Genomic DNA, 21389 nt, shown 5'->3' on the forward strand with positions numbered 1-21389 from the left:
TGACGGCCTCTCCACACGAGCCCGTATGTGATCACTGTCGCGCGATCTGCGTCGAAAATCAACGCGTTCTGATGATTCCACGGTGAGCGCCACCACACCACCGGAACTTTCGTGTTTTCTGCAGAAAATATCCAATCCCACCGAACTTCCAACAGATACTTTGAGATACATGGGAACTTTCCCCATAGGTGGCGTCACTATTCTTGGAAGCTATCAACCCGATATGCGCGTCCTGCGTAAACTGGAAGGAAGCAAATTGCCAAACCCAGCGATCAGTCATTCTAAGGAACTGCCTCACTCATATGGCCTCACGTAAACCAGCCAAGAAGAAGCCAGCCCAGGGCCACCCAGCCCGCCGTTCAGGCGCCAGTAACGTGCCCTTCGAATCCGAAGTACGCCAAGCTCTTCAGCCTTTCAAGTCCTCGCTTTTCCGCCATTTCCACGAAGAAGGACAAGCAGCCAGCGAGACCCGCGCAGCACTTGAGGGACTGACTACTTTGCTGACGGTACATGCCCAGCTGCGCAAGAGCGTTGACGTCAAAACCTTGGACCCCAGCATTTTGGGCGAACAGCTTGGCCACCTGACTTCACTGGGTAAAGAGGTTTCGGAAGCCAGCGCCGCGATCCTCAAGCATTACTTGACTTTCCTGGGGACCACCGCCAATTTCGGCGGCAGCGTAGATGACTTCAAGCAGACCTTCGAATTCCTCTCGCGTATGGCCGGAGATTCACCCATCGTCGCGCCGTACCTCGAAGATGAAGAGGCCAATGGCATCTTGGAATCGATGCCATTCGTTTTCGCCGCTCGCGAATTGATCAGCTGGGTTGGCGACGGAAAGCCAACTACCCCGGCTGGCGTTCTGACCGGCGCAACGTTGCAAGACGCTGCCGGCGCACTCGGACTATTCGTCAAGGTGGATGAATCCGCGGAGGTTCCACAGGAATCTGAGTGGGAGCCAGAAGACGGTACCGTTGTTCCTTCCTTGGCAGATATCCCCCGTCTCTCGGCTTACTGGGATGCGCTGATTGGCACGGCCATGCTGCGCTACCAAGCACCGAATGCGACCCCAACCGAGTCGCTCAGTGATGCCTTGCTGGCTTCCAGCGGCCAAGGAGCACGCTTGGTCAAGGAATTGATCGCGGAGGTTCTCTACTCGCACATTCTGATTAATACTCTTCAGAAGCCAGGCAAGGCACAGATTGCCGAGATGGTTGCCGGGGTATTGAGCAATGCAGCATCTTCGACTCCTCCACGTACCGAGTTTGCACTGCAGGTTCCTAGCGAGGATGATCTGCCCGCAGAACAGCATCACCTGATTGCCGGTCTTGAAGAGGTGGTCCCTCAGGTTGAATCACTGCTACGCGTCTTTGAACGCGAAGGCCTTGTCGAGATCAACGAAGAAATCACCGTCCCGGTCGCACTGCGCTCCTCGCTGGAGCGTGCGCTGACCAAGGTTTCGGATCACGTCCTGAACGATTCCCAGCAAGACAGCGACTCCGACGCTTAACGCTTAACGCTTCAAAAACGCCATGAGCGCGAGAACTATTAAAGTTATCGCGCTCATGGCGTTTTTGCTGATGGATTAGACGCTGCGTGTGGCCAAAGATGCATCGTGCCGTGGCAGGCGATCATGCCACGCGTTCTCCCCTGGCTTGCCAACATTCACGATCAAGAATGATTTGTGGTTGTTCTCAGCATTAATCGCTGCGTCAACGACGGTGCTGTCGAAGCCACCCATCGGGCCAGCTGCCAGACCGGCGGCACGCACACCCATGATGAAGTACCCCGCCTGCAGCCACGCGTTATTGTTGCCAACAGCGGTGCGCATTGCGAGGTCCTGGAACATTTCCTTGCGTTCCGGTGCATGAGGGAAGAAATTCTCGAACTCTTCATGCCATTCGGTGTCGAAAGACAGAACGGCCAGAGCCGGGGCCGAAAGAGCCTTCTCAGCGTTGCGGCCGGCCATGGATCCTGCGATGGCCTGACGCGCCTGCTCACTCTTAATCCAGGTGATGCGCAACGGCTGGTTATTCATCATCGTCGGACCCATCTTCGTTGCTTCGTAGATGGCATCGAGCACTTCGTCAGAAACCGGTTCATCGCTGAATGAGTTCGCACTACGAGCATCGAAGAACAGCTGGTCCGCAGCATCCTGAGAAATTGTCAACGACTCATAGTGATTAGTTTCTACCTGGATGCTCATGCTCGCTCGCTTTCAAGACGGGAAATTCTCTCTCTAGGCTCAACGCCTCGCCATTCAAGCTCATTCCGACCCCAGGCGAGAGACAGCTCTCAGTAGAGTCAGTGGAAGTTAAGATATAAAAGGTACGTTGCATTGCTGACGGACAACGGCGTGCGATGGGGGCACAGCGCCGATGAAAGATCAGTCCGTTCTCATAATGCAACGTACCTTTTAATCACCTTTGGGATCCTTCGTGATGCCACTCGCAAAACACCACCAAGTACCTTCCTTGGTGATCGGTCTTCACCGATACATGTCTAACTTATCCTGTCCTGCGAAAATCCGAAATCATACTTTAGTAGGAGGGCAAGGGCTAGAACGGGATGCTTGCCCGCAGCTTCCAAATCCCATCTTCGGCGTTAGTTGCAAACTTTCCACCAAACGCACTCATCCTGTCGCCCATGCCAATCAGGCCCGTGCCGCCACTTGGAAGGTCACCGGACTTCTTCCTTGAATTCCCCATCTGATTAGTAATTTCAAGAACTGCTTCCGAGCCGCTGACCATGAGATTGAAAGTACAAACCCCGCCAGGCAGACCATGCTTTATCACATTCGTTGTACCTTCTTGCATAACTCGATAAATCGCGGTCTGCGCAGAACGAGGCAAGTCAGAAATTTTTTCGTCCGTGGCGGAGGTCACCTTGAAATTAGCATCTCTAAGACGCTGGACGAACAGTTCAGCCCCTTGCAGTGCATAAACAGTCGTGGCGGCTGGTTTATCAACATTCTGCGTCAGGGAGTCCGCCATGGTCCCGTCAGCACGAAGGACATTGAGCATCAGGCGGAGGTCATGCAAGGTCTCGGTACTCAACTTGGCGATGACATCGAGGGCTTCAAGGGCCTTTTGGCCGTCATTAGCGAATTTCGCAGCTTTCGACTGCATGGCCACAACAGTAATGTCATGCGCGACGATATCGTGCAGGTCCCGTGCGATATTCTTGCGCTCCCGGTCGACTGCAAGGCGCGTCTGCTCCCTGACTGCTTGCATTTGATGCACGGCAACAGCATTCTTCTCGCGCAGCAAGTAAATATTCCTCGTGAGGAAAAAAGCCAACGCCGTCAACGGGGCAAGCGCCACGAGCAAGACCGCATCTTGCCCTGACTGGATACCGAATTGCACCATCCAGGCTGCAGACAAGGTCAGAAACAGGGCTCTAACGCTTATTGCCTTTGCTGTTGCCGCCAGGGACGAAAACATCATGAACGAAACGAAGGTCCAGAAGAACAGGGAACTGTCGGTGAGGAAGAAATAGGCAACAGCCACAAACAATCCGATGGACACGGCTGGCCATCGCAGGCCCAGCGCAAGAATCACGCAGAGTCCCAGCCCAAGCAGCGCGCCTCGAACCGAGACATCGGACGAACCGCCGAATCCCTCTTCCAAGAGGGTCACGAACTCACTACTGGAAACAGCAACCAGAACAGCAATACCTGACCAAACGATGACACCCCGACCAGCTAAGAGCTTGGTCAGGGTGCCATTCAATCGTCCATTCATATGCCGAATAATCCCCCGGCGCGGATGATCAAGTCAAATACACTGCTTTACGGGCAGCCGATACCATAGCGATTGCAGAACCATTCCGAGAAAGCAGATCCAAAACCAGCCGGCGTCGCCACGGCGCCGCTGCTCTGAGCGGATGAGGTCGCAGCAGATGCAGGAGCTGCCACAGCGGTCAATGGTGCCAGTACTAATGCGGCTACTGCCAGCATTTTCAAACCCTTCATAACAAACCCCAGTTCAGATCAACTTATATACTTTCAGGTGAGCGGGCCGATTGTTGGCCTACAAGGCATCGAAACAAAGGAATCAGATGGAAAAAATAAAGGTCCTTATTGTCGATGATGAACCTCTAATTCGGCACGCGTTGGGGACAATCCTAGCAACAGCTCACGGAATTGCAATGGTTAATTCTGTAGAAAATGGCCAGGCCGCAGTCGACTATTGCAAGGACAATCATGTGGACGTTGTTCTCATGGATTTGCAGATGCCAATCATGGACGGAGTTAGTGCAACCAAGATAATCAAATCCGCACAAGACAGCCCGTCGGTTCTTGCTATTACTGCTTTTTCTTCTGATGAATATTTGGTCCCGGTATTAACCGCGGGAGCCAGTGGATATCTGGTGAAGGACTCTGAACCAGACGAAATTATTCGTGCTATCCATGCCGTCCACCAGGGAACCGCGGCCATTTCGCCGTCAGTCTCTTCCGATTTAATTTCTGCTGTTCGTGAAGCGTATCGGGATAATTCTGGAGATATTCAGGAACTCGTATACGACTTGGGAATCACTAATCGTGAATTTGAGATTCTAAAGCTACTAGCCAAGGGGCTTAATAACCCGGAGATTTCCAAAACGTTGGCCATTTCAGAGACAACGGTTAAAACGCATATGGCGAAGATCTTCGTAAAGCTGGATGTTCGCGACCGAGTCCAAGCACTGGTCGCAGCTACGCGCATGGGACTTATTGAAATCCCAAGAGACTAGCCATCGAATCCCACCCCACCGTGTGAAGTCAGCCTCTTCCACACATCAGCGCGCATGATGCGGGAATAATTGCGCGCCATATGCGTTGAACATGAGCATAAACCGCTCAAGTTTCTACAAGGAGGCTCACTTGCCAGCATTTTTCGGCGCACCGTCAGATGGCTCGTTCGAGGAATTCCTCTCTCGGTTCCTATCTACTCGGGCCCAGGCAGCACGTCCCATCGACATTACCCGCCTGCTTTCGGCTCGAACCCACGAAGCCGTAGCCACCGCGGCCGCAATCTCCCATGAGCACGGCCATGACGAGATTGATTCCCTGCACCTGCTCATGGCACTGTTGCGCACCGAACCAATCGGCGAACACCTCGGTGCCATGGGCGTGGACATCGATGCTCTGGGCGCAGATGCCATCGCGCGCATGCCCAAGTCCCAGGAAAAGGCCGAGAAGCCAACCCGCCTTTCCTCTGCTGCCCAGCGCAGCCTCTTCGACGCATACCAAGTGGCACGAAACTACGGCTCGACCTACATCGACCCGGATCACCTCTTCCTTGCGTTTGTCTTCAACCCGGAGTCACCGGTCAGACAGTTGCTCGCGCAACACGGAATTACCGGCCAGTCCCTGCAGCAAGCTGCCATGGAGCAGGCGCAGCGGGCCCAAAATGGCGGGCAGGAACAGGGCTCGGAGGAGTCAGATGTTTCCATGCTCGAACGCTACGGAACTGATTTGACCGCGCTTGCCGCTGATGGGCAGATCGATCCGGTCATCGGCCGTGACGACGAGCTGGATCAGGTTGTCGAAATCCTGGCCCGCCGCACCAAGAACAATCCGGTACTGATCGGCGAGGCCGGCGTAGGCAAGACAGCCATCGCCGAAGGCCTGGCCCGCGCCATCGTGGATGACCAGGTCCCGGAACAGATCCGCGGATCCCGCCTGATCTCCATCGACCTCCCGGGCATGCTGGCCGGAACCCGCTACCGCGGTGACTTTGAACAGCGCCTGACCGGGCTGCTGGAGGAAATCGCAGACGCAGAGGGCCAAGTCCTGGTGTTCATCGACGAAATGCACCTGCTAGTTGGCGCCGGCTCCGGAGAATCCGGAAATATGGATGCCGCTAACATCCTCAAGCCGCGCTTGGCTCGTGGAGAGCTGCACCTGATCGGCGCCACCACGCTGGATGAATTCCGCAAGGTGGAGAAGGACAGCGCTCTGGCCCGCCGCTTCGGCAAGGTCACCGTTGCCGAACCGTCCGAGGAAGTCAGCTTGGCCATCTTGGAAGGCCTGCGCGAATCCTACGAAGACCACCACCAGGTGCAGTACACCCCTGCGGCTCTGAAGGCCGCCGTGGCGCTCTCGGCCCGATACCTCACCGACCGCCAGCTGCCCGACAAGGCGATCGACCTGATCGACATTGCTGGTGCACGGCGCTCGATTGCCGCTGGCGATACCGAAGACGTGCAGTCCCTGCGCGCGGAGCTGGTGGATGCTGAACGCGAGAAGTCCCGGGCCATCGGGGAAGAACGCTATGAGGATGCCAGCGCCTGGCGCGACCACATCACCGAGCTGACCGCACGGATCACGGCCGCCGAGGAAGCCGGCGACGCGGGAATCACCCGCGTGGTGGATGAAGCCCAGATCTCTGAGGTCATCTCCCGCTCCACCGGCATCCCGACCTCGCGGATCACCGGTGATGACAAGACCCGGCTGGCTTCGCTGGAAGAGTCCTTGCATACCTCGGTGATCGGCCAGAAGGATGCAGTGTCTGCCGTGGCCCGCGCGGTACGCCGCAACCGCACCGGCATGTCCCCTACCGGCCGTCCGATCGGCTCGTTCCTCTTCCTGGGCCCCACCGGTGTCGGCAAGACCGAGCTGGCCAAGGCCCTGGCCACCAACCTGTTCGGTTCAGCCGACTCGCTGCTTCGCGTCGACATGAGCGAATACGGAGAAAAGCACACGGTCGCACGCCTGATCGGTGCCCCTCCGGGATACATCGGCCACGATGAGCCCGGCCAGCTGACCGAGAAGGTTCGCCGCAACCCGTACTCGGTGATCCTGCTTGATGAAATCGAGAAGGCGCACCCGGATGTCTTCAACGTGCTGCTGCAGGTACTCGATGACGGCCGGTTAACCGACTCGGCCGGACGAACCGTGGACTTCTCCAACACGCTGATTCTGATGACCAGTAACCTCGGCGGCGAATATTTGGCGAATAAGGCCGGAAACTTCGGTTTCACCTCCGCCAATGCCACTAGCGAGGCCGACGAGGTCCGCGCCAAGGTCATGGGCAAGGTACGCGAGTTCATGCGTCCCGAGTTCCTGAACCGTTTGGATGAGGTACTGCTCTTCTCCAAGCTCTCGCAGTCCGAGATTAGCCAGATCGTCAAATTGGTCATCGCTGAAACCGAGGCCCGGTTGAATGATCAGGAACTGCAGCTGGAAATCAGCGACGCTGCCGTGCAGTTCCTGGCCAGCGAAGGATACGATCCCGAGTTCGGTGCCCGCCCGCTGCGCCGTTTGGTGCAGCGCAAGGTGCAAGATGCCATCGCCGATCTGCTGATCGATGATTCGCTGGCTGCCGGCGACACCGTTTTGGTGGACTACGCCGCTAACAAGCTGAGCGTGCAGAAGAAGGCCGAAATGCCGACTCCGCCTGCGCACAGCGAGCAGGTGCCGAGCTACTTCGGCAACTGATCCAGAAGAACTGGGAAACGGGCTTGCCCGGCTTGGACTGCCGTCCGGGCCGGGCAAGCCCGTTTTTTGCACCTATTGAGCCTCCGGCGAGCGCGATGGTAGGTTGTTGCCATGTTCCGTTCATAGCGCTTCTTGCTTTCCCTTTTTCGAAGAACCATGAACGGAATTGCCATGCCTTCAGACCTTTTGCAGGCTCACCTGCAGCACACTGCCATCTCCTCCCCCGAGTGCTCCTACGCCCAGCTTCTCCCGCTGGATTCTGCCCGCGCACTGGATCTGGCGGACGCCTACTTCACCGCTTATCCGCCCGGTATGGCCGCAGCTTCACGTGCCGAGGCACGCGAAGAAATGGCATCCACTTTCACCCAGGAATACGGCAAGGTCCTGGAAAACGCATCATTCATGGCCGTGCGAAAAGGGAAAGCGGTAGGCGCAATCATGGCGGTTACTGAATCAATCTGAGAGGAACAGCTCTCCGGCCCGTTCATCATCGATCTGTTTACCGCACCTGCGCACCAGGGCCATCAGCTGGGCCGGTCGTTGATCTCCGCTGCGATGCTCGCCTGCAAAGAGCAGGGTGCGCGTACGCTGAGCCTGCGCGTCGGTGAGGGGACCTCGCCCGCGGCCCACCGCCTCTATGCACAGGCCGGCTTCCTCCCGATTCCCTAGGTTCGCCTCGTGATCCGTCCATCCCTGTCGGCCGCATTTTGCCGGTGACCTCTAGCTAAGCCTGAGAACTCCCGGTAGCTTTGGTGCATGGCTCAAATCGGCATGATTACCCTCGATACAGTTGACGAGCAATCCGCGGCCGCATGGTGGCGCGCGGTGCTGGGCGGAAAGTACGCGGGACAGTACCCGGGGTTCACCATGATCCGCGTTCCCGGATTCAGCGCGATGCTGGGTTTCCAGAAGGTGCCGGAAGTGACCGCAGGAAAGAATCGGGTCCATCTGGATTTGTCGGCCACCAGCGATCGTGCCCGGGAAGTCGAGATCTTCGTCAAGGCCGGTGCCACCCGGCTCGAAGAGCACTGCGATGATCCAGACTTCGGGTGGAGCGTGCTGCGCGATCCCTACGGTATTGTCTTCTGCATTTCCGACCCGCATAATCAATAGCCCTCACTTGTTTTGCAAAAGGAACGCATTTGGAACTGTCCACCACCAAGCTCCCGCCTGGAGAACAGATCCTTTCGCTGTATGACTCCGTTGGATGGAGCGCGTACACCGATGATCCAGAAGTACTGATCCAGGCATTGGCGAACTCCACCTTCGCCGTTTACGCCTACGACCAACAGCAACAGCTCGCTGGGCTGATCCGCGTCATCTCTGATAACGCAACCATCTGCTACGTTCAGGACATCTTGGTCTGCCCCTCCGCACAGCGCAGCGGGATCGGCCGTGCCCTGTTCGAGGCCGTGCTGCAAAAATTCCAGCACGTGCGCCAGCTGGTGCTGATCACCGATGACATGCCGCAGCAGCGGGCTTTCTACGAGTCGATGGGGCTGACCGAAGGAGCAGAATTCGAGCATGGCGTGATCCGGGTCTTCGCCAGATTCGCGCAGTAGCCCCAAACCGTCACTTCACTTGTATAGACTGGCCGTTCATGACAAGTTAGGGAGTTCTCTTGCGCGTTCGGTCGGTCCTTGCCATCTGTGCACTTACTGTGTTCCTTGCCGGCTGTTCCGCAGCCGGATCTTCGCACGAGCCATCCACGCCGACGCCCACCAAATCCATCAGTGCGGCAGCTGTCTCCTCCACGCTGGCTGAAGAAGCTGCGACCCCTGCCGCGCCGGAGAGCTCCCCAGTTGCTGCCTCGCCGAGTTCCGGCCAAGCATGGGCCGATTCGAAGATTGAAATGTGGAAAGAGGACTCTGGCATCAAATCGACCAAGGGATTCTTGTACCCCTACAACTTGATGACTTCGTGGGAATCGCCGGAGCCCGGTGCCCTCAACATCTACTTGGACAACAGCATGGAGTTCGGCGTTCAATCACCTGAGCCTCACCAAACCCGTGAAGATGAGCTGCGCTTCATGGGTCGAATCATGTTTGAAAGCGTGGGCGAAGCCTCCCCGGAGCTGGAATCGGTGACGTTCTCCACTGACGATGGGAAGAATTCGGGAACCTACTCCCGAGCCAGGACCGGGGCTGATCCCAAGGACCGCGAAGCCTGGGCGGATGAGAAATACACGCAGTGGATTACGGCCATGAACGATACCTACGAATCATTCTGCGGTGCCGAAATCACCAAGCTGGAGATCTACCGCAGCTGCATACCCGATGACCCCCACGCCTACATCTCGAAGGTCCATTCACCGGCATTCGGGGAACTGGTGGTCACTATCGACGACGGCCCCTGGATGGACGGGACCTACGATATGCCTGCCTCCAGCTTTGTCTCCTCGAACATGATGATCAAGATCAACAGCAAGGCAGCAACCGGCGAAAAAGTCCAGAAGCTCAAGGTCGTTGCCCGGGACGGGGAAGACGTGGATGTCGCACTGCGCAAAGACTGGGAAATGTAGTACTTCTCCTGTCATGGGCAGCCCCCGCCCCTTCGGCCCCCTAGGCTGGAAAGCATGACCCAAGAACTTTCAATTCCATTCGAAGAGCTGGAACTCAGCGCCCTCTGGGACCCCGCCGAAAACGCGAAAGCCGTAGTGGTGCTCGCCCACGGTTCGGGCGCCGGCAAGGACCATGAATTCATGGCCGGTTTTGCGCTGGCCCTGGCAAATCTCGACGCCAGCGTCCTGCGCTTTAATTTTCCGTATATGGATGCTGGAAAGAAGTTCCCGGACAAGGCGCCCACAGCCATAGCCGTGTGGCGCCAAGTCCGCGACTGGGTTGAAGAAAACATGGCTGAAGGCCTGCCGATCTTCGCTGCAGGAAAATCCTTCGGCGGGCGCATGGCTTCGCTAGCCGTTGCCGAGGGCATGCCCGCGCAAGGGCTGATCTTCTTGGGCTACCCGTTGCATGCGCCTAAGAAGGAAGAGAACCTGCGCGATGAGCACCTGTATCCACTGGATCTGCCGATGCTCTTCCTGGAAGGTACCCGCGATCCTTTTGCCACCCCCGAAAAGATGGAAGAAGTTGCCAGCAAGCTGAACCAGCACAGCGAACTTTCCTGGTTTGAAGGCGGCAACCACTCATTCAAGGTGGCCCGCTCAGGACGCAGCGCTGCCCAGGATGGCGCGTGGCTGGCTGATGCGGCTACCGCCTTTATTGCCAAGCACACCGACTAGCTCTGCGGCTCTAGCCCATCTGCTTTTGCAAGAAGCGGTAGACCTCGGTTTCGTCAACGCCAGGGAACGCACCAGTTGGCATGGCCGCCAACAGGTGGGTATTGGCGCGCGTAGCTGGCCACGCATTGCCAAACCACTGGTTGGACAGGTCAGCCGGTGGACGGCGGCAGCAATTCTCATCTGGGCAGGTGGACTGGCAACGCTCCTTGGTGTCGCGCCCGCGGAACCACTTCACGTGTTCGAAGGGCACCCCGATGGACAATGAATACAGCCCCGAGGAATGGCGTTCGGTACGCGCCGTGCACCAGAAGGTCCCGTTGACGGTATCGGTGTACTGCTCGAAGGAGCGGAACTTATCCATCTGCTCGAAGACGACACGGCTGGTCCAATACCGGCAGATGCTCTGGCCCTCGATGGCACCGGTATGGTCGGCAGGAAAGTTCACCCGATCGTTCTCATAGGCCTTGTGCAAGATGCCTGATTCATGGACCTTCTGGAAGTGGCAAGTCATTCCCAAATGCTCGGTGGCTAGATTGGTGAACCGGTGAGCCGCCGATTCATAGGACACAGCGAATGCATCGCGCAAATCCTCGACGGCCAGTTCACGGTTGTTCTTGGCGCGCTGCAGGTATTCCACGGTAGATTTTTCGGGCATCATCAACGCCGCGGCGAAGTAGTTCGTCGCCACTCGCTGCGAGAGGAAATCAAAATAATCGGTTGGGGTCTTATGCCCCAGCACATGATGCCCCAGCGCCTGCAATAACACTGATCGCGGGTCGTGTTCCGAGCGGTTCGCCTGCGTGAGATAGATGCGCTTGTTCTTCTGATCAGTGACCGAACGCGTGGAATGCGGAAGATTCCCCACGAAGCGCAGGCTGAACCCCAGATGCTCGGCGATGTCCGCTGCACGGTGATGCGAGAGCGGTCCCGAATCGTGGCCAACAGCCGTGAGGACCTTGGTGGCTTCCTGCTCAATGTCCTTGTAGTAGTTGTTGCGTTGGCGCATCTCATGGCGCAACGCTGTGTTGGCCCGACGTGCTTCCTCAGGGGTAGCGGCCTGCTCATTTAGGCGGCGTTCCAATTCATGCTGAAGTCCCACCAAGGATTCCAGAACGTCCATCGGCAGCCGTGTTCCCACACGAACGGTAGGCAACCCCAAGGACTCGTACAGCGGACCGCGTTGGGCGCGTTCCAGCTCAATTTCCAAAGCGGCGCGACGCGAAGGCGGTTCAGTGCCCAGCAGATCATCGACTCCCACGCCCAAGGCCCCGGCCAAGGACTTGAGCAGCGATAGCTTTGGTTCGCGCTTGCCATTTTCGATCAACGACAGCTGGCTCGGCGCGGTATCAACCAGCGTCGAGACATCATCCAAGGTCAGTTGCTTGCTCTTGCGCAGAAAACGGATTCTCCGCCCCAGAGCAATGGCATCAAGTTCTGTATCCTCGCTGCCAGTGCCGTTGCCGGAAAAATTCACTGAGCGATTCCATGTGGTTGCAGTCACACGACAAGGCTACGCCAAGAATCAGGAAAATTTCTAGATCTTCATCCTCAAATCAGCCAGTCCGCCGTTTTTCAAAGCTTCAGAGTCAAATAATTCCGATTCTTCGCTGTTCTCTCGCTGCGCTTCTCCCATCAAACGCACAGCGACCGAGCGGAATCTTCACCGCAACCCATACGTTGAAAGGACAACGACCTTAAAGAAGGAGCACCATGCACGCAATTTCCACCCGTCCGCTACCGGCCACAAGCCATGGCCACGATCCACCCCAGACTTTGGTAATCCTCGGCCCAGATGGTGCAGGCAAAAGTACCCTCATCGAAGCCCTGACACGGCAACTGCTCAACGAACGCATTCGCGCGCGAAGGCTTGCCAATGCCGCCGCCCGCAGCTGGCTTACCAAATTTTCCCGCAGATTGGGAATCACGTTCCCGACTTTCACCCAAGATTTTTTCGAAACTTCCATCCGTGGCTTCAACGTTGCACGCAACATGGTTTCCGCTGCCCACTCTGGCGGGCTCAGCGTGATGGACCGGCACCTGTACTGCCAATTGGTGCTTCGGCGCTTGCGCGGCCATCCATCGGGACTACTCCTGCCCTGGTTGGCGGCCAAAAGTACCGAGCGCGCGCGAATTATCCTTCTCGATATTGATCCGCACCTTGCCTATGAGCGAATCGTTTCCCGGGGCAAGGACCACGAAACTCTGGAGTATCTCAGCGAAAGCCGAGATGAATACCTCCGCCTGGCGCAAGTGCACGGCTGGATAATCCTCGATGCCTCCCTGCCCACCTCCCACCTGGTGGAACAACTTCGCCTGGTCATCGGCAAGTAGACTCTTCCTATGAGCGAAGCACAGGCATCTTTTGCACCAGGTTCCATTTTCGAGTTGGCGCAGAGCACCAAGAAGCAGTGGGAGCTGGGACAGGTCCGGCTCATTGCCAGCGGCGTTCTCGCGCAAGATGGTACGTTGCAGCCTAGCGAACCCCGCGAAGCCACCTGGCAGCTTTCAATTCGCTCCATCGAGAAGGCCGCAAGTTTCACTCCGGCACCTTCGGCCCAAGTCTTCACCCTGATCGCCGGTGACTTCGTGCAGCTGGATGTCGACGGGCAGCAGCACGGTTTGGAACCTCTGCGTCCGCTGAAATTTGAAACCGCAAATCCTGTCGAGGCGAGCCAGCCCACCGAGGAACTGCTCATCGTGCACGTAGCTGCCATTCCACAGCAGGTACGGCCCACCGTTCGCATTGTCGAGCTGTCCAAAAAGCGCGAACAGCATCTCTTTGATGGACAGCTAGGCGTATTGGTCCAAGGCTCCGCCAAGCTCTTACTCGGCGAGAATGAGCAGTCGCTGAATCTGCGCGACACCGTCGTTGGTTCCGACGCCGGCGACCCCCGCATCACAGGCCGCGGCTTCATGGCCGTGGTTTCTTTCGACCTCCCCTAGCCCGTCGCAGCTCAATCAGCTGATTTCGCAAGATCCGTAAATCTTCGCGCCCAGAATCAGCTCCAATGAACACCATCAGCCATTGGCCGCAACGGATTTTCACATCCGCCTGGCACCGCCCGCTAATCCCCCCCCCCAGACTCGGAAACTTCACGTTTTCCACTGGATCCATACCGGCACAAATGGCGCATGCGGACTTGACTTCTTCCAGGAAAAGCCAACCCACTAGCCATTCAGGGATTATCACAGAATCCCTGAATGGCCATATTCCTTGCTCACCCCGGCGAGAAGACTGTTAAGTTTCATTCTTCTTCTCAGGGATTTCGGCTAATTTCAACGTTTTTCGATGCTTTGACTCACTTTTGCCGCAAGAAGTGCAAAATTGCCGCTACTGCGAAGAAGTGCAAATCTTAATCCTTGAGAACTCTGTTGAACCCCTTGCACCTGCGGAAAAGTAGTTGTCACGAAGAAGTTCACAAGATCACCAACCGATCAGCATGAACCCGCAGCTTGTGCGAAGGAGCCAAGGCAATGACTACCGAGAACACCAACGAAACCTCGATCGACAACCGCATCGCAGCCATCGAGACCGACTGGGAAAACAACCCTCGATGGAACAGCGTAACTCGCGATTACACTGCTGCCGACGTCGTGAAGCTGCAGGGCCGGGTCCAGGAAGAGCACACCCTGGCCAAGCGCGGATCCGAGAAGCTGTGGAAGCAGCTCACCGAGGAAACCCCGACCGGCGGCTACACCAACGCACTGGGCGCCCTGACCGGCAACCAGGCAGTCCAGCAGGTCAAGGCCGGACTGCGAGCCATCTACCTTTCAGGCTGGCAGGTTGCAGCAGATGCCAACCTCTCAGGCCAGACCTACCCGGATCAGTCGCTCTACCCGGCCAACTCGGTTCCGCAGGTCGTGCGCCGCATCAACAACGCACTGCAGCGTGCCGACCAGATCGAGTTCTCCGAAGGCATCCACAGCGTCGAGGACTGGATGGTCCCCATCGTCGCTGACGCAGAAGCCGGCTTCGGCGGCCCGCTGAACGCGTACGAGCTGATGAAGTCCATGATCACCGCCGGCGCTTCGGGTGTCCACTGGGAAGACCAGCTGGCCAGCGAGAAAAAGTGCGGCCACCTCGGTGGCAAGGTGCTGATTCCGACCCAGCAGCACATCCGCACCCTGAACGCGGCCCGCCTGGCCGCCGACGTGGCAGGCACCCCTTCGGTGGTCATCGCCCGCACCGACGCCGAGGCAGCCACCCTGATCACCTCGGATGTCGATGAACGAGATCAGCAGTTCATCACCGGCGAGCGCACCCCCGAAGGCTTCTACAAGGTCCGCAACGGCATCGAGCCATGCATCGCCCGCGCCAAGGCCTACGCCCCGTATTCGGATCTGATCTGGATGGAAACCGGCACCCCGGACCTGGAACTGGCCCGCAAGTTCGCCGAAGCGGTCAAGAAGGACTTCCCTGACCAGATGCTCTCCTACAACTGCTCGCCATCGTTCAACTGGAAGAAGCACTTGGATGATGCCACCATCGCCAAGTTCCAACGCGAACTGGGCGCCATGGGCTTCAGCTTCCAGTTCATCACCCTGGCCGGTTTCCACGCATTGAACCACTCGATGTTCGATCTGGCCCAGGGCTACGCGAAGGACGGCATGAGCGCCTACGTCGAATTGCAGGAACGCGAATTCGCGTCCGAAGCTGCCGGCTACACCGCCACAAAGCACCAGCGCGAAGTCGGCACCGGCTACTTCGACGCAATCTCCACGGCGTTGAACCCGAACGCCTCCACCTTGGCTTTGGTGGGATCCACCGAAGAAGGCCAATTCCATTAGACCCTGACGGGTCGATGGTGCCAGCCGGCAACGGCGCTGGCTGGCACCAACACCACTTTCAAGTTTTTAAGGACGCTGCCATGAACTCCCCAATCACCCTGAACAACATCACCATTACCGCTACCCCCGTTCGCTACCAGGAGCAGATCCTGACCAGCGAAGCCCTGGACTTCCTTTCGGCTCTGCACACCGCGTTTGAACCGCGCCGCGCCGAATTGATGCAGCGCCGCCAGGTCAACCGGGCCCGCATTGCCAATGGACGCGATCCGAAGTTCTTGGACGAGACCCGGGCAATTCGCGAAGATGATTCATGGCAGGTCGCTCCGATCGCTCCGGGGCTGGAAGATCGCCGCGTGGAAATCACCGGTCCGGTCGAACGCAAGATGGCGATCAACGCGCTGAACTCCGGTGCCAAGGTGTGGCTGGCTGACATGGAGGATGCTTCCTCGCCGTCCTGGCAGAACGTCATCAAGAACCAGGTGAACCTGATCCGCATCCTGGACAAGGAACTGGACTTCACCGCACCCGATGGCCGCGAATACAAGCTGAACAGCTACGAGCTGACCGAGCTTCCTACCATCGTGGTCCGTCCCCGCGGCTGGCACCTGCCAGAGAAGCACCTGCTGGTAGCCGGCACCCCGATGTCCGGGGCACTGGTGGACTTCGGACTGCACTTCTTCCACAACGCCAAGCGCCTGCTGGCAGCCGGCCGCGGTCCGTACTACTACCTGCCGAAGCTGGAGAACCACCTGGAAGCACGGCTGTGGAACGAGGTCTTCAACATGGCCCAGGACCTGCTGGATATCGAACGCGGAACCATTCGCGCGACCGTGCTGATCGAGACCATCACCGCTGCTTTCGAGATGGAAGAGATCCTGTACGAGCTGCGCGAGCACTCCTCGGGCTTGAATGCAGGTCGCTGGGACTACATCTTCTCGATCATCAAGAACTTCCGTTCCCGCGGCCCGCGATTCGTCTTCCCCGATCGCGACACCGTGACCATGACCGCTCCGTTCATGCGGGCTTACACCGAGCAGCTGGTGCGGGCTTGCCACCGACGCGGCGCATCGGCCATCGGCGGCATGAGCGCTTTCGTTCCCAACCGGAAGGACGCTTCGATCAACGAGATTGCCTTCGGCAAGGTCCGCGAGGACAAGGCCCGCGAAGCCGCTGACGGGTTCGACGGTTCATGGGTGGCCCACCCGGACCTGGTTTCGGTGGCCCGCGAGGTCTACGACGAAGTGCTCGGCGAGAACCCGAACCAGCTGCAGCGCACCCGTGAAGATGTTCAGGTGTCCGGCCCGGCCCTGCTGAACGTTGAAAGCGTCACCGGCAAGATCACCGAACGCGGCATCCGCGACAATATCGACATCGGCATCCGCTACATCGAGTCATGGCTGCGCGGCAATGGAGCTGTGGCGCTGCGCAACCTGATGGAAGATGCTGCTACCGCTGAGATCTCCCGTTCGCAGCTGTGGCAGTGGATCCACCAGTCGGCCATCACCGATGAGGGCGAGATCATCACCCGCCGCTGGGTGCAGGAGCTGACCGAAGAGACCATGGATAACCTGGAGCGTTTCGAAGGCGATCGCTTCGAGGAAGCCGTGGAGATCTTCGAAGCGTGCGCACTGCGCGATGACTTCCCGAGCTTCCTGACCAAGAACGCCTACCTGCGCTACCTGGATGCGCCGGCACGCACCTTGGAAATGGCAGGCTAGGTGGTAAAGACCCGGCCGGCAGAAAACAGTCGTCCCTGAACGCCGGCCACGAGAAGCGGCATTCGCCAGTTGGTAACCACTCCAACTGGAGGATGCCGTTTTTTGTGCCCGGAAATGGATACCCTGTAGTCATGGCCTTCCAGTTCAAGAACCCGGCCGAAGATCTTTGGCAGCCCGACCTGCTTGGCGAGCAGTTCTCGCAGCGTCCGCTGCCGATGTCCGACGGGTCCACCGCGACGCTGATCCGGCACCGCGCACGCAAATCGCTGCGCCTGCCACCGCCTTTGCGCGGCATCGCGGTGCTCTACGTGCATGGTTGGTCGGACTACTTCTTCCAAAAAGAGCTCGCTGAATTCCTCACCGATGCCGGAGCCGATTTCTACGCCCTGGACCTGCGCCACTATGGTCGGAACCTGCCGGTGGACCGGGCAACCGGAATCGCCGAGCTCAGCAGCCCCGGGTTCACCACCGACCTGGAGGAGTACTTCGAGGAATTCGACGCGGCCCACCGCATCATTTCCAGCGCGCACCCGGGCACCCGCTTTGTCCTGCTCGCCCATTCCACCGGAGGGTTGAGCGCTTCGCTGTACGCGGCAGCCAACCCGCAGAAAGTTGATGCGCTGGCATTGAACAGCCCCTGGCTGGAATTCCAGGCCAGCGAAATCGGGCGCACGGCCTTGGCCCGGATCATGCAGGCGGCCAGCACCCGCAACCCGCACCGCTTCTTGCCCAGCGTGGATCCCGGGTTCTATACCCGTACGGTCTCCAGCCAGTTTTCCGGCGAGTGGGATTACGATCTGGGTTGGCGTCCGGTCAACGGCTTCAAGCTCACGGCCGGGTTCATTTCCGCGGTCTTCAATGCCCAGGCCAAGGTGAAGAAGGGGCTGGACTTGCAGATGCCTACCCTGGTGATGCTCTCGGCAGAAGACTATTTGCTGCCGCGCTGGAACGATTCCGCCACCCGTGCCGATGTGGCATTGAATGTCCAGGCCGTGGCCCAGCGGAGCATCGACTTGGGCCGGGAATTGCATCTGGTGCGCCTTCCCGGCGCGCTGCACGATGTGTTCCTCTCCTCGCCGAAGATCCGTTCCAAGGCCTATATGGCCTTGGGCTCCTGGCTTGCGGTGGTCAAGAACAGGCAGCGCGATTCGCAGCTGGCTTCCAGTGTGCGCCGGATCGTGCCCGCAAGCAGCTAATGCTGCTTAGCGCGCGAGTAGTTCAGGCACCTGGTCGTTGACCAATTCGAGCTGCCATTTGCCGGTTTCATTGCCGATGATGGCCACCGAGCCATTGCGGATGGTGTCCAGCTTGTAGCCGGCGAAATGCGATAGCGTGTAGCGGATGATGGTGCCATGGCAGATCACCGCAACGTTCTTGCCCGGGAAGTCGGACGCAATCTGTGCCATGGCGCGCAGCCCGCGGTCGACCACGGATTCCAGCGGTTCGATTCCGCCGCCGTGCTTATCTGGCCACAGGGCCAGCGCTTCGGTTTCCACCATGCCCTCGCCCTGCGCGTAGTTGCGCTCGATGAGCAGGTCATAGCTCGGGCCCAGTTCAAGGCCCAGCCCTTCGGCGATGATCTGTGCCGTCTCGCGGGCACGCGATAGGGGCGAGGAAACGATCGCATCCCACTGGCCGCCATCGAGTACGCCCACAGCTTCGCGGGCCTGGGACCTGCCGGTGTCATTCAACGGAATATCGCTGGAGCCCTGCAGTCGGCCTTCGAGGTTCCATTGCGTCTGTCCGTGGCGGACGAATCCAAGTTTCATACGGCCATTGTCCCACCGGAACCAATGCGGAAGATACAAGCTGGTGGCCAAACTCACCATAGATCTGTGACACTTTAGTGCATCTTAAAACCCTAAAGCACATAAGATTCTTCACGGCTGTGCCCTGCCCGAGATGCGGGGCATCCCAATCCAACGCACCCCATCTAAGATCCGAGCTTTACTATCGTGAACGAAATAAAGGCGTCTCTCGCCCGCGGGCTGACCGCCCGCCACATCCGCTTCATGGCTCTCGGCTCAGCTATCGGAACGGGCCTTTTCTACGGTTCCTCCTCCGCTATCCAGGCTGCCGGCCCTGCCGTTCTCTTCGCATACATCATCGGCGGCGCTGCCGTCTTCATCGTGATGCGTGCCATGGGCGAGATGGCTGTCAAGCATCCGGTTTCCGGATCTTTCGCTCACTACGCTTCGCGGTACCTGGGTCGCTTCGCCGGCTTTGTCACCGGTTGGACCTTCGCCTTTGAAATGGCGATCGTTGCCATCGCCGATGTCACCGCCTTCGGCATCTACATGGGCTTCTGGTTCCCTCAGGTCGCACAATGGATCTGGGTTCTGGCCGTCGTCTTGCTGATCGCCTCGATCAACCTGATGAAGGTCAAGGTCTTCGGTGAAACCGAATTCTGGCTGGCCGCCATCAAGGTGACCGCGATTATCGCCATGATCATTGGCGGCGCCGCCCTGATCATTTTCGGATTCAACGCACCCGATACCGAGACGGCTACCGGTCTGGCTACCCTGATGAGTGCCGGCACGCTGTTCCCTAACGGCTTCGTTGGCCTGCTGCTGTCGTTCGCTGTGGTGATGTTCGCCTTCGGCGGCATTGAAACCATCGGCATCACCGCTGGTGAAGCCGCTGATCCCGCCAAGGCGGTACCGGCGGCCATCAATACCGTGCCATGGCGCATCCTGCTCTTCTACGTAGCTTCGCTGGCCGTAGTCATGATGCTCTTCGACTGGCGCCAGATCGACGGTTCGGCCTCGCCATTCGTGCAGATCTTCGACGGCTTGGGGATCCCTGCCGCTGCCCACGTGCTCAATGCCGTGGTCATTACAGCAGCTGTTTCCGCGATCAACGCGGACACCTTCGGTGCTGGACGCATGCTTTACGCAATGTCTGAAATTGGCCACGCGCCGAAGTCCTTCGGACGCATCTCGCGCAATGGCGTGCCTTGGATGACTGTAGTCATCATGGCCGTCGTGCTGCTGGTGGGCGTGGTGCTCAACGCCCTGTTGCCAGAGGCGCTGTTCACCATCATCGCGTCTATTGCCACCTTCGCTACCGTATGGGTCTGGATCATGATTCTGACCTCGTACCTGGCGATGCGCCGCAAGGAAGCCGCGGCGGGCCGCGGACCGGCAGTCGCCCGGGAATACGCTGTGCCAGGTGGCACCGTGGCCGCATGGATCGCGTTGGTCTTCATGGTCTTCGTTGTAGTGCTGCTGGCACTGAGCCCAGCCACGCGCGTAGCCCTGTACACCGGCATCGCATGGCTGGTGCTGCTCGCCCTGCTCTTCAAGCTGCTGGTTCGTCCAGCTGCACCGGTCAAGCAGGACAGCGACTCGCTGCTGGGCTGATCGCCCACGAATAAAATATGCCTGGCTTCGCATAAAGCTAAGCCAGGCATACTTTTATGTTCATTTAGCTGATCTCGGTCAAGGTACCGGCACGTGGCCCCGAAGGTTCGTCCGGATCATCCGGCGTGCGTAGCTCTTGGATCATGGCCAGGCTGGCCCAGATGAGCATGCCGGCCGCGACGATCCACAAGCTGCCCAGTCCCAAGCGCAAGTAGGCCAGCACTCCACCCAAGGACCCGAGGGTGATCATCAGCCACAGCAAGGCGTAGCGCGTCCACAGCAGCCGGTAGACGCCGCGATCCGATCCTGTAGCCAGACCGATGATAGCTCCGCCCAGTGCTTGCCCCAGCTTGACCAGCGTGCCGGTCATATAAGTCAGGCCCAAAGACACCTCGCCCGAACGCGAATAGGAAACGTTGACTACGCCCATGGCAGCGGCCAGCAGCAAAGCCGTCAGCTGCGGCAGGAAGTATCCCGAGATGGCTGCGGCAAGCAGCAGCATCGCGCTGAAGTACATGGCCACCGGGCGGCGCATCTTTTTCAGGCGGTAGGTAATCAAGGTTGCCAGGATTACGCCGCCAACAAAGCAACCCACCAGGGACATCGCCATGCCCCATTCGGCGAAGTCTCCAGTCATCAGCGCCGCAGAGGAACGGGTGGAGTTACCGGACATGAAGGACAGGAAGTACCCGCCGAAGTGGACGAACCCGACGCCGTCGACGAAGCCCGCCATTGCCGTAATCGTCCCGGCGAAGAGGATTCCACGCCACCGAAGGTTCTTTGCCACCTGTACCGCTTTCTCTCGATCATCAACACCAGCAGTGCCCTGCAAGGCCACTTCCATTATCCGCCTCGAACCGGG

The 21389-nt window shown here is 58.5% G+C and carries 20 protein-coding genes; 15 read left to right on the plus strand and 5 right to left on the minus strand.

Annotation, left to right across the window (positions count from 1 at the left end; genetic code table 11):
• Positions 1–302 precede the first annotated feature (302 nt).
• Positions 303–1508, plus strand: a complete 1206-nt coding sequence (locus AB4Y71_RS12670; RefSeq protein ID WP_441720805.1) for a hypothetical protein — start codon at positions 303–305, stop codon at positions 1506–1508.
• 75 nt (positions 1509–1583) lie between these two features.
• On the opposite strand, the gene AB4Y71_RS12675 is transcribed toward AB4Y71_RS12670, so the two are convergent.
• Together AB4Y71_RS12675 and AB4Y71_RS12680 are read right to left on the minus strand one after the other, a co-directional pair.
• The gene (locus AB4Y71_RS12675; protein ID WP_134781131.1) at positions 1584–2204 is read right to left on the minus strand and encodes a malonic semialdehyde reductase; all 621 of its coding nucleotides are present in this window, start codon (positions 2202–2204) and stop codon (positions 1584–1586) included.
• 352 nt (positions 2205–2556) lie between these two features.
• Positions 2557–3741 (minus strand): sensor histidine kinase, encoded by a 1185-nt coding sequence (locus AB4Y71_RS12680; RefSeq protein ID WP_441720807.1) that lies wholly within the window; start codon positions 3739–3741, stop codon positions 2557–2559.
• Between the two features lie 316 nt (positions 3742–4057).
• Between AB4Y71_RS12680 and AB4Y71_RS12685 the strand changes: the two genes are divergently transcribed.
• From AB4Y71_RS12685 to AB4Y71_RS12720, 8 genes are all read left to right on the plus strand, one after another.
• Positions 4058–4732 carry a response regulator gene (locus AB4Y71_RS12685; RefSeq protein ID WP_441720809.1) on the plus strand — a complete coding sequence of 225 codons (675 nt, stop codon included), beginning with the start codon at positions 4058–4060 and terminating at the stop codon, positions 4730–4732.
• Between the two features lie 130 nt (positions 4733–4862).
• A complete protein-coding gene (locus tag AB4Y71_RS12690) occupies positions 4863–7421 on the plus strand; it encodes an ATP-dependent Clp protease ATP-binding subunit (protein WP_441720811.1) in 2559 nt (852 codons plus the stop codon).
• Positions 7422–7592: 171 nt separating this feature from the next.
• A complete protein-coding gene (locus AB4Y71_RS12695) occupies positions 7593–7883 on the plus strand; it encodes a hypothetical protein (protein ID WP_441720813.1) in 291 nt (96 codons plus the stop codon).
• Positions 7884–7961: 78 nt separating this feature from the next.
• The gene (locus tag AB4Y71_RS12700) at positions 7962–8090 is read left to right on the plus strand and encodes a hypothetical protein (RefSeq protein ID WP_441720815.1); all 129 of its coding nucleotides are present in this window, start codon (positions 7962–7964) and stop codon (positions 8088–8090) included.
• An 87-nt stretch (positions 8091–8177) separates the two neighbouring features.
• Positions 8178–8534 carry a VOC family protein gene (locus AB4Y71_RS12705; RefSeq protein ID WP_441720817.1) on the plus strand — a complete coding sequence of 119 codons (357 nt, stop codon included), beginning with the start codon at positions 8178–8180 and terminating at the stop codon, positions 8532–8534.
• Between the two features lie 29 nt (positions 8535–8563).
• The gene (locus AB4Y71_RS12710) at positions 8564–8983 is read left to right on the plus strand and encodes a GNAT family N-acetyltransferase (protein ID WP_441720819.1); all 420 of its coding nucleotides are present in this window, start codon (positions 8564–8566) and stop codon (positions 8981–8983) included.
• Between the two features lie 59 nt (positions 8984–9042).
• Positions 9043–9942, plus strand: coding sequence for a hypothetical protein (locus tag AB4Y71_RS12715; RefSeq protein ID WP_441720820.1), 900 nt, complete (start codon positions 9043–9045; stop codon positions 9940–9942).
• 54 nt (positions 9943–9996) lie between these two features.
• Positions 9997–10659: an alpha/beta hydrolase family protein gene (locus tag AB4Y71_RS12720; protein WP_441720822.1), complete on the plus strand. Its 663-nt coding sequence runs from the start codon at positions 9997–9999 to the stop codon at positions 10657–10659.
• A 10-nt stretch (positions 10660–10669) separates the two neighbouring features.
• On the opposite strand, the gene AB4Y71_RS12725 is transcribed toward AB4Y71_RS12720, so the two are convergent.
• The gene (locus tag AB4Y71_RS12725) at positions 10670–12160 is read right to left on the minus strand and encodes a helix-turn-helix domain-containing protein (RefSeq protein WP_441720824.1); all 1491 of its coding nucleotides are present in this window, start codon (positions 12158–12160) and stop codon (positions 10670–10672) included.
• 209 nt (positions 12161–12369) lie between these two features.
• On the opposite strand from AB4Y71_RS12725, the gene AB4Y71_RS12730 reads away from it, so the two are divergent.
• The 5 genes from AB4Y71_RS12730 (at position 12370) to AB4Y71_RS12750 (ending at position 18361) form a co-directional block, all read left to right on the plus strand.
• Positions 12370–12990, plus strand: a complete 621-nt coding sequence (locus AB4Y71_RS12730; protein WP_134781140.1) for an AAA family ATPase — start codon at positions 12370–12372, stop codon at positions 12988–12990.
• A gap of 9 nt (positions 12991–12999) precedes the next feature.
• The gene (locus AB4Y71_RS12735; protein ID WP_441720826.1) at positions 13000–13602 is read left to right on the plus strand and encodes a HutD family protein; all 603 of its coding nucleotides are present in this window, start codon (positions 13000–13002) and stop codon (positions 13600–13602) included.
• 531 nt (positions 13603–14133) lie between these two features.
• Positions 14134–15447 carry an isocitrate lyase gene (aceA, locus tag AB4Y71_RS12740; RefSeq protein WP_013347718.1) on the plus strand — a complete coding sequence of 438 codons (1314 nt, stop codon included), beginning with the start codon at positions 14134–14136 and terminating at the stop codon, positions 15445–15447.
• Between the two features lie 80 nt (positions 15448–15527).
• On the plus strand, positions 15528–17165 hold the full coding sequence (aceB, locus tag AB4Y71_RS12745) for a malate synthase A (protein ID WP_441720828.1): 1638 nt from the start codon (positions 15528–15530) through the stop codon (positions 17163–17165).
• Between the two features lie 131 nt (positions 17166–17296).
• Complete coding sequence (locus AB4Y71_RS12750; RefSeq protein WP_134781143.1) at positions 17297–18361, plus strand: alpha/beta hydrolase; 1065 nt, start codon at positions 17297–17299, stop codon at positions 18359–18361.
• 6 nt (positions 18362–18367) lie between these two features.
• Here AB4Y71_RS12750 and AB4Y71_RS12755 read toward each other — a convergent pair whose 3' ends face one another.
• Entirely contained in the window at positions 18368–18934 is a 567-nt protein-coding gene (locus AB4Y71_RS12755) for a histidine phosphatase family protein (RefSeq protein WP_441720830.1), read from the minus strand.
• Positions 18935–19120: 186 nt separating this feature from the next.
• On the opposite strand from AB4Y71_RS12755, the gene AB4Y71_RS12760 reads away from it, so the two are divergent.
• Positions 19121–20527: an amino acid permease gene (locus AB4Y71_RS12760; RefSeq protein WP_441720831.1), complete on the plus strand. Its 1407-nt coding sequence runs from the start codon at positions 19121–19123 to the stop codon at positions 20525–20527.
• Positions 20528–20591: 64 nt separating this feature from the next.
• Here the strand turns inward: AB4Y71_RS12760 and AB4Y71_RS12765 are convergent, their stop codons facing one another.
• Entirely contained in the window at positions 20592–21371 is a 780-nt protein-coding gene (locus AB4Y71_RS12765; protein WP_441720833.1) for a YoaK family protein, read from the minus strand.
• Between the last annotated feature and the right edge of the window lie 18 nt (positions 21372–21389).

Origin of the sequence: Glutamicibacter sp. MCAF14 (genome assembly GCF_052114325.1) — a bacterium.
Taxonomy (GTDB): domain Bacteria; phylum Actinomycetota; class Actinomycetes; order Actinomycetales; family Micrococcaceae; genus Glutamicibacter; species Glutamicibacter arilaitensis.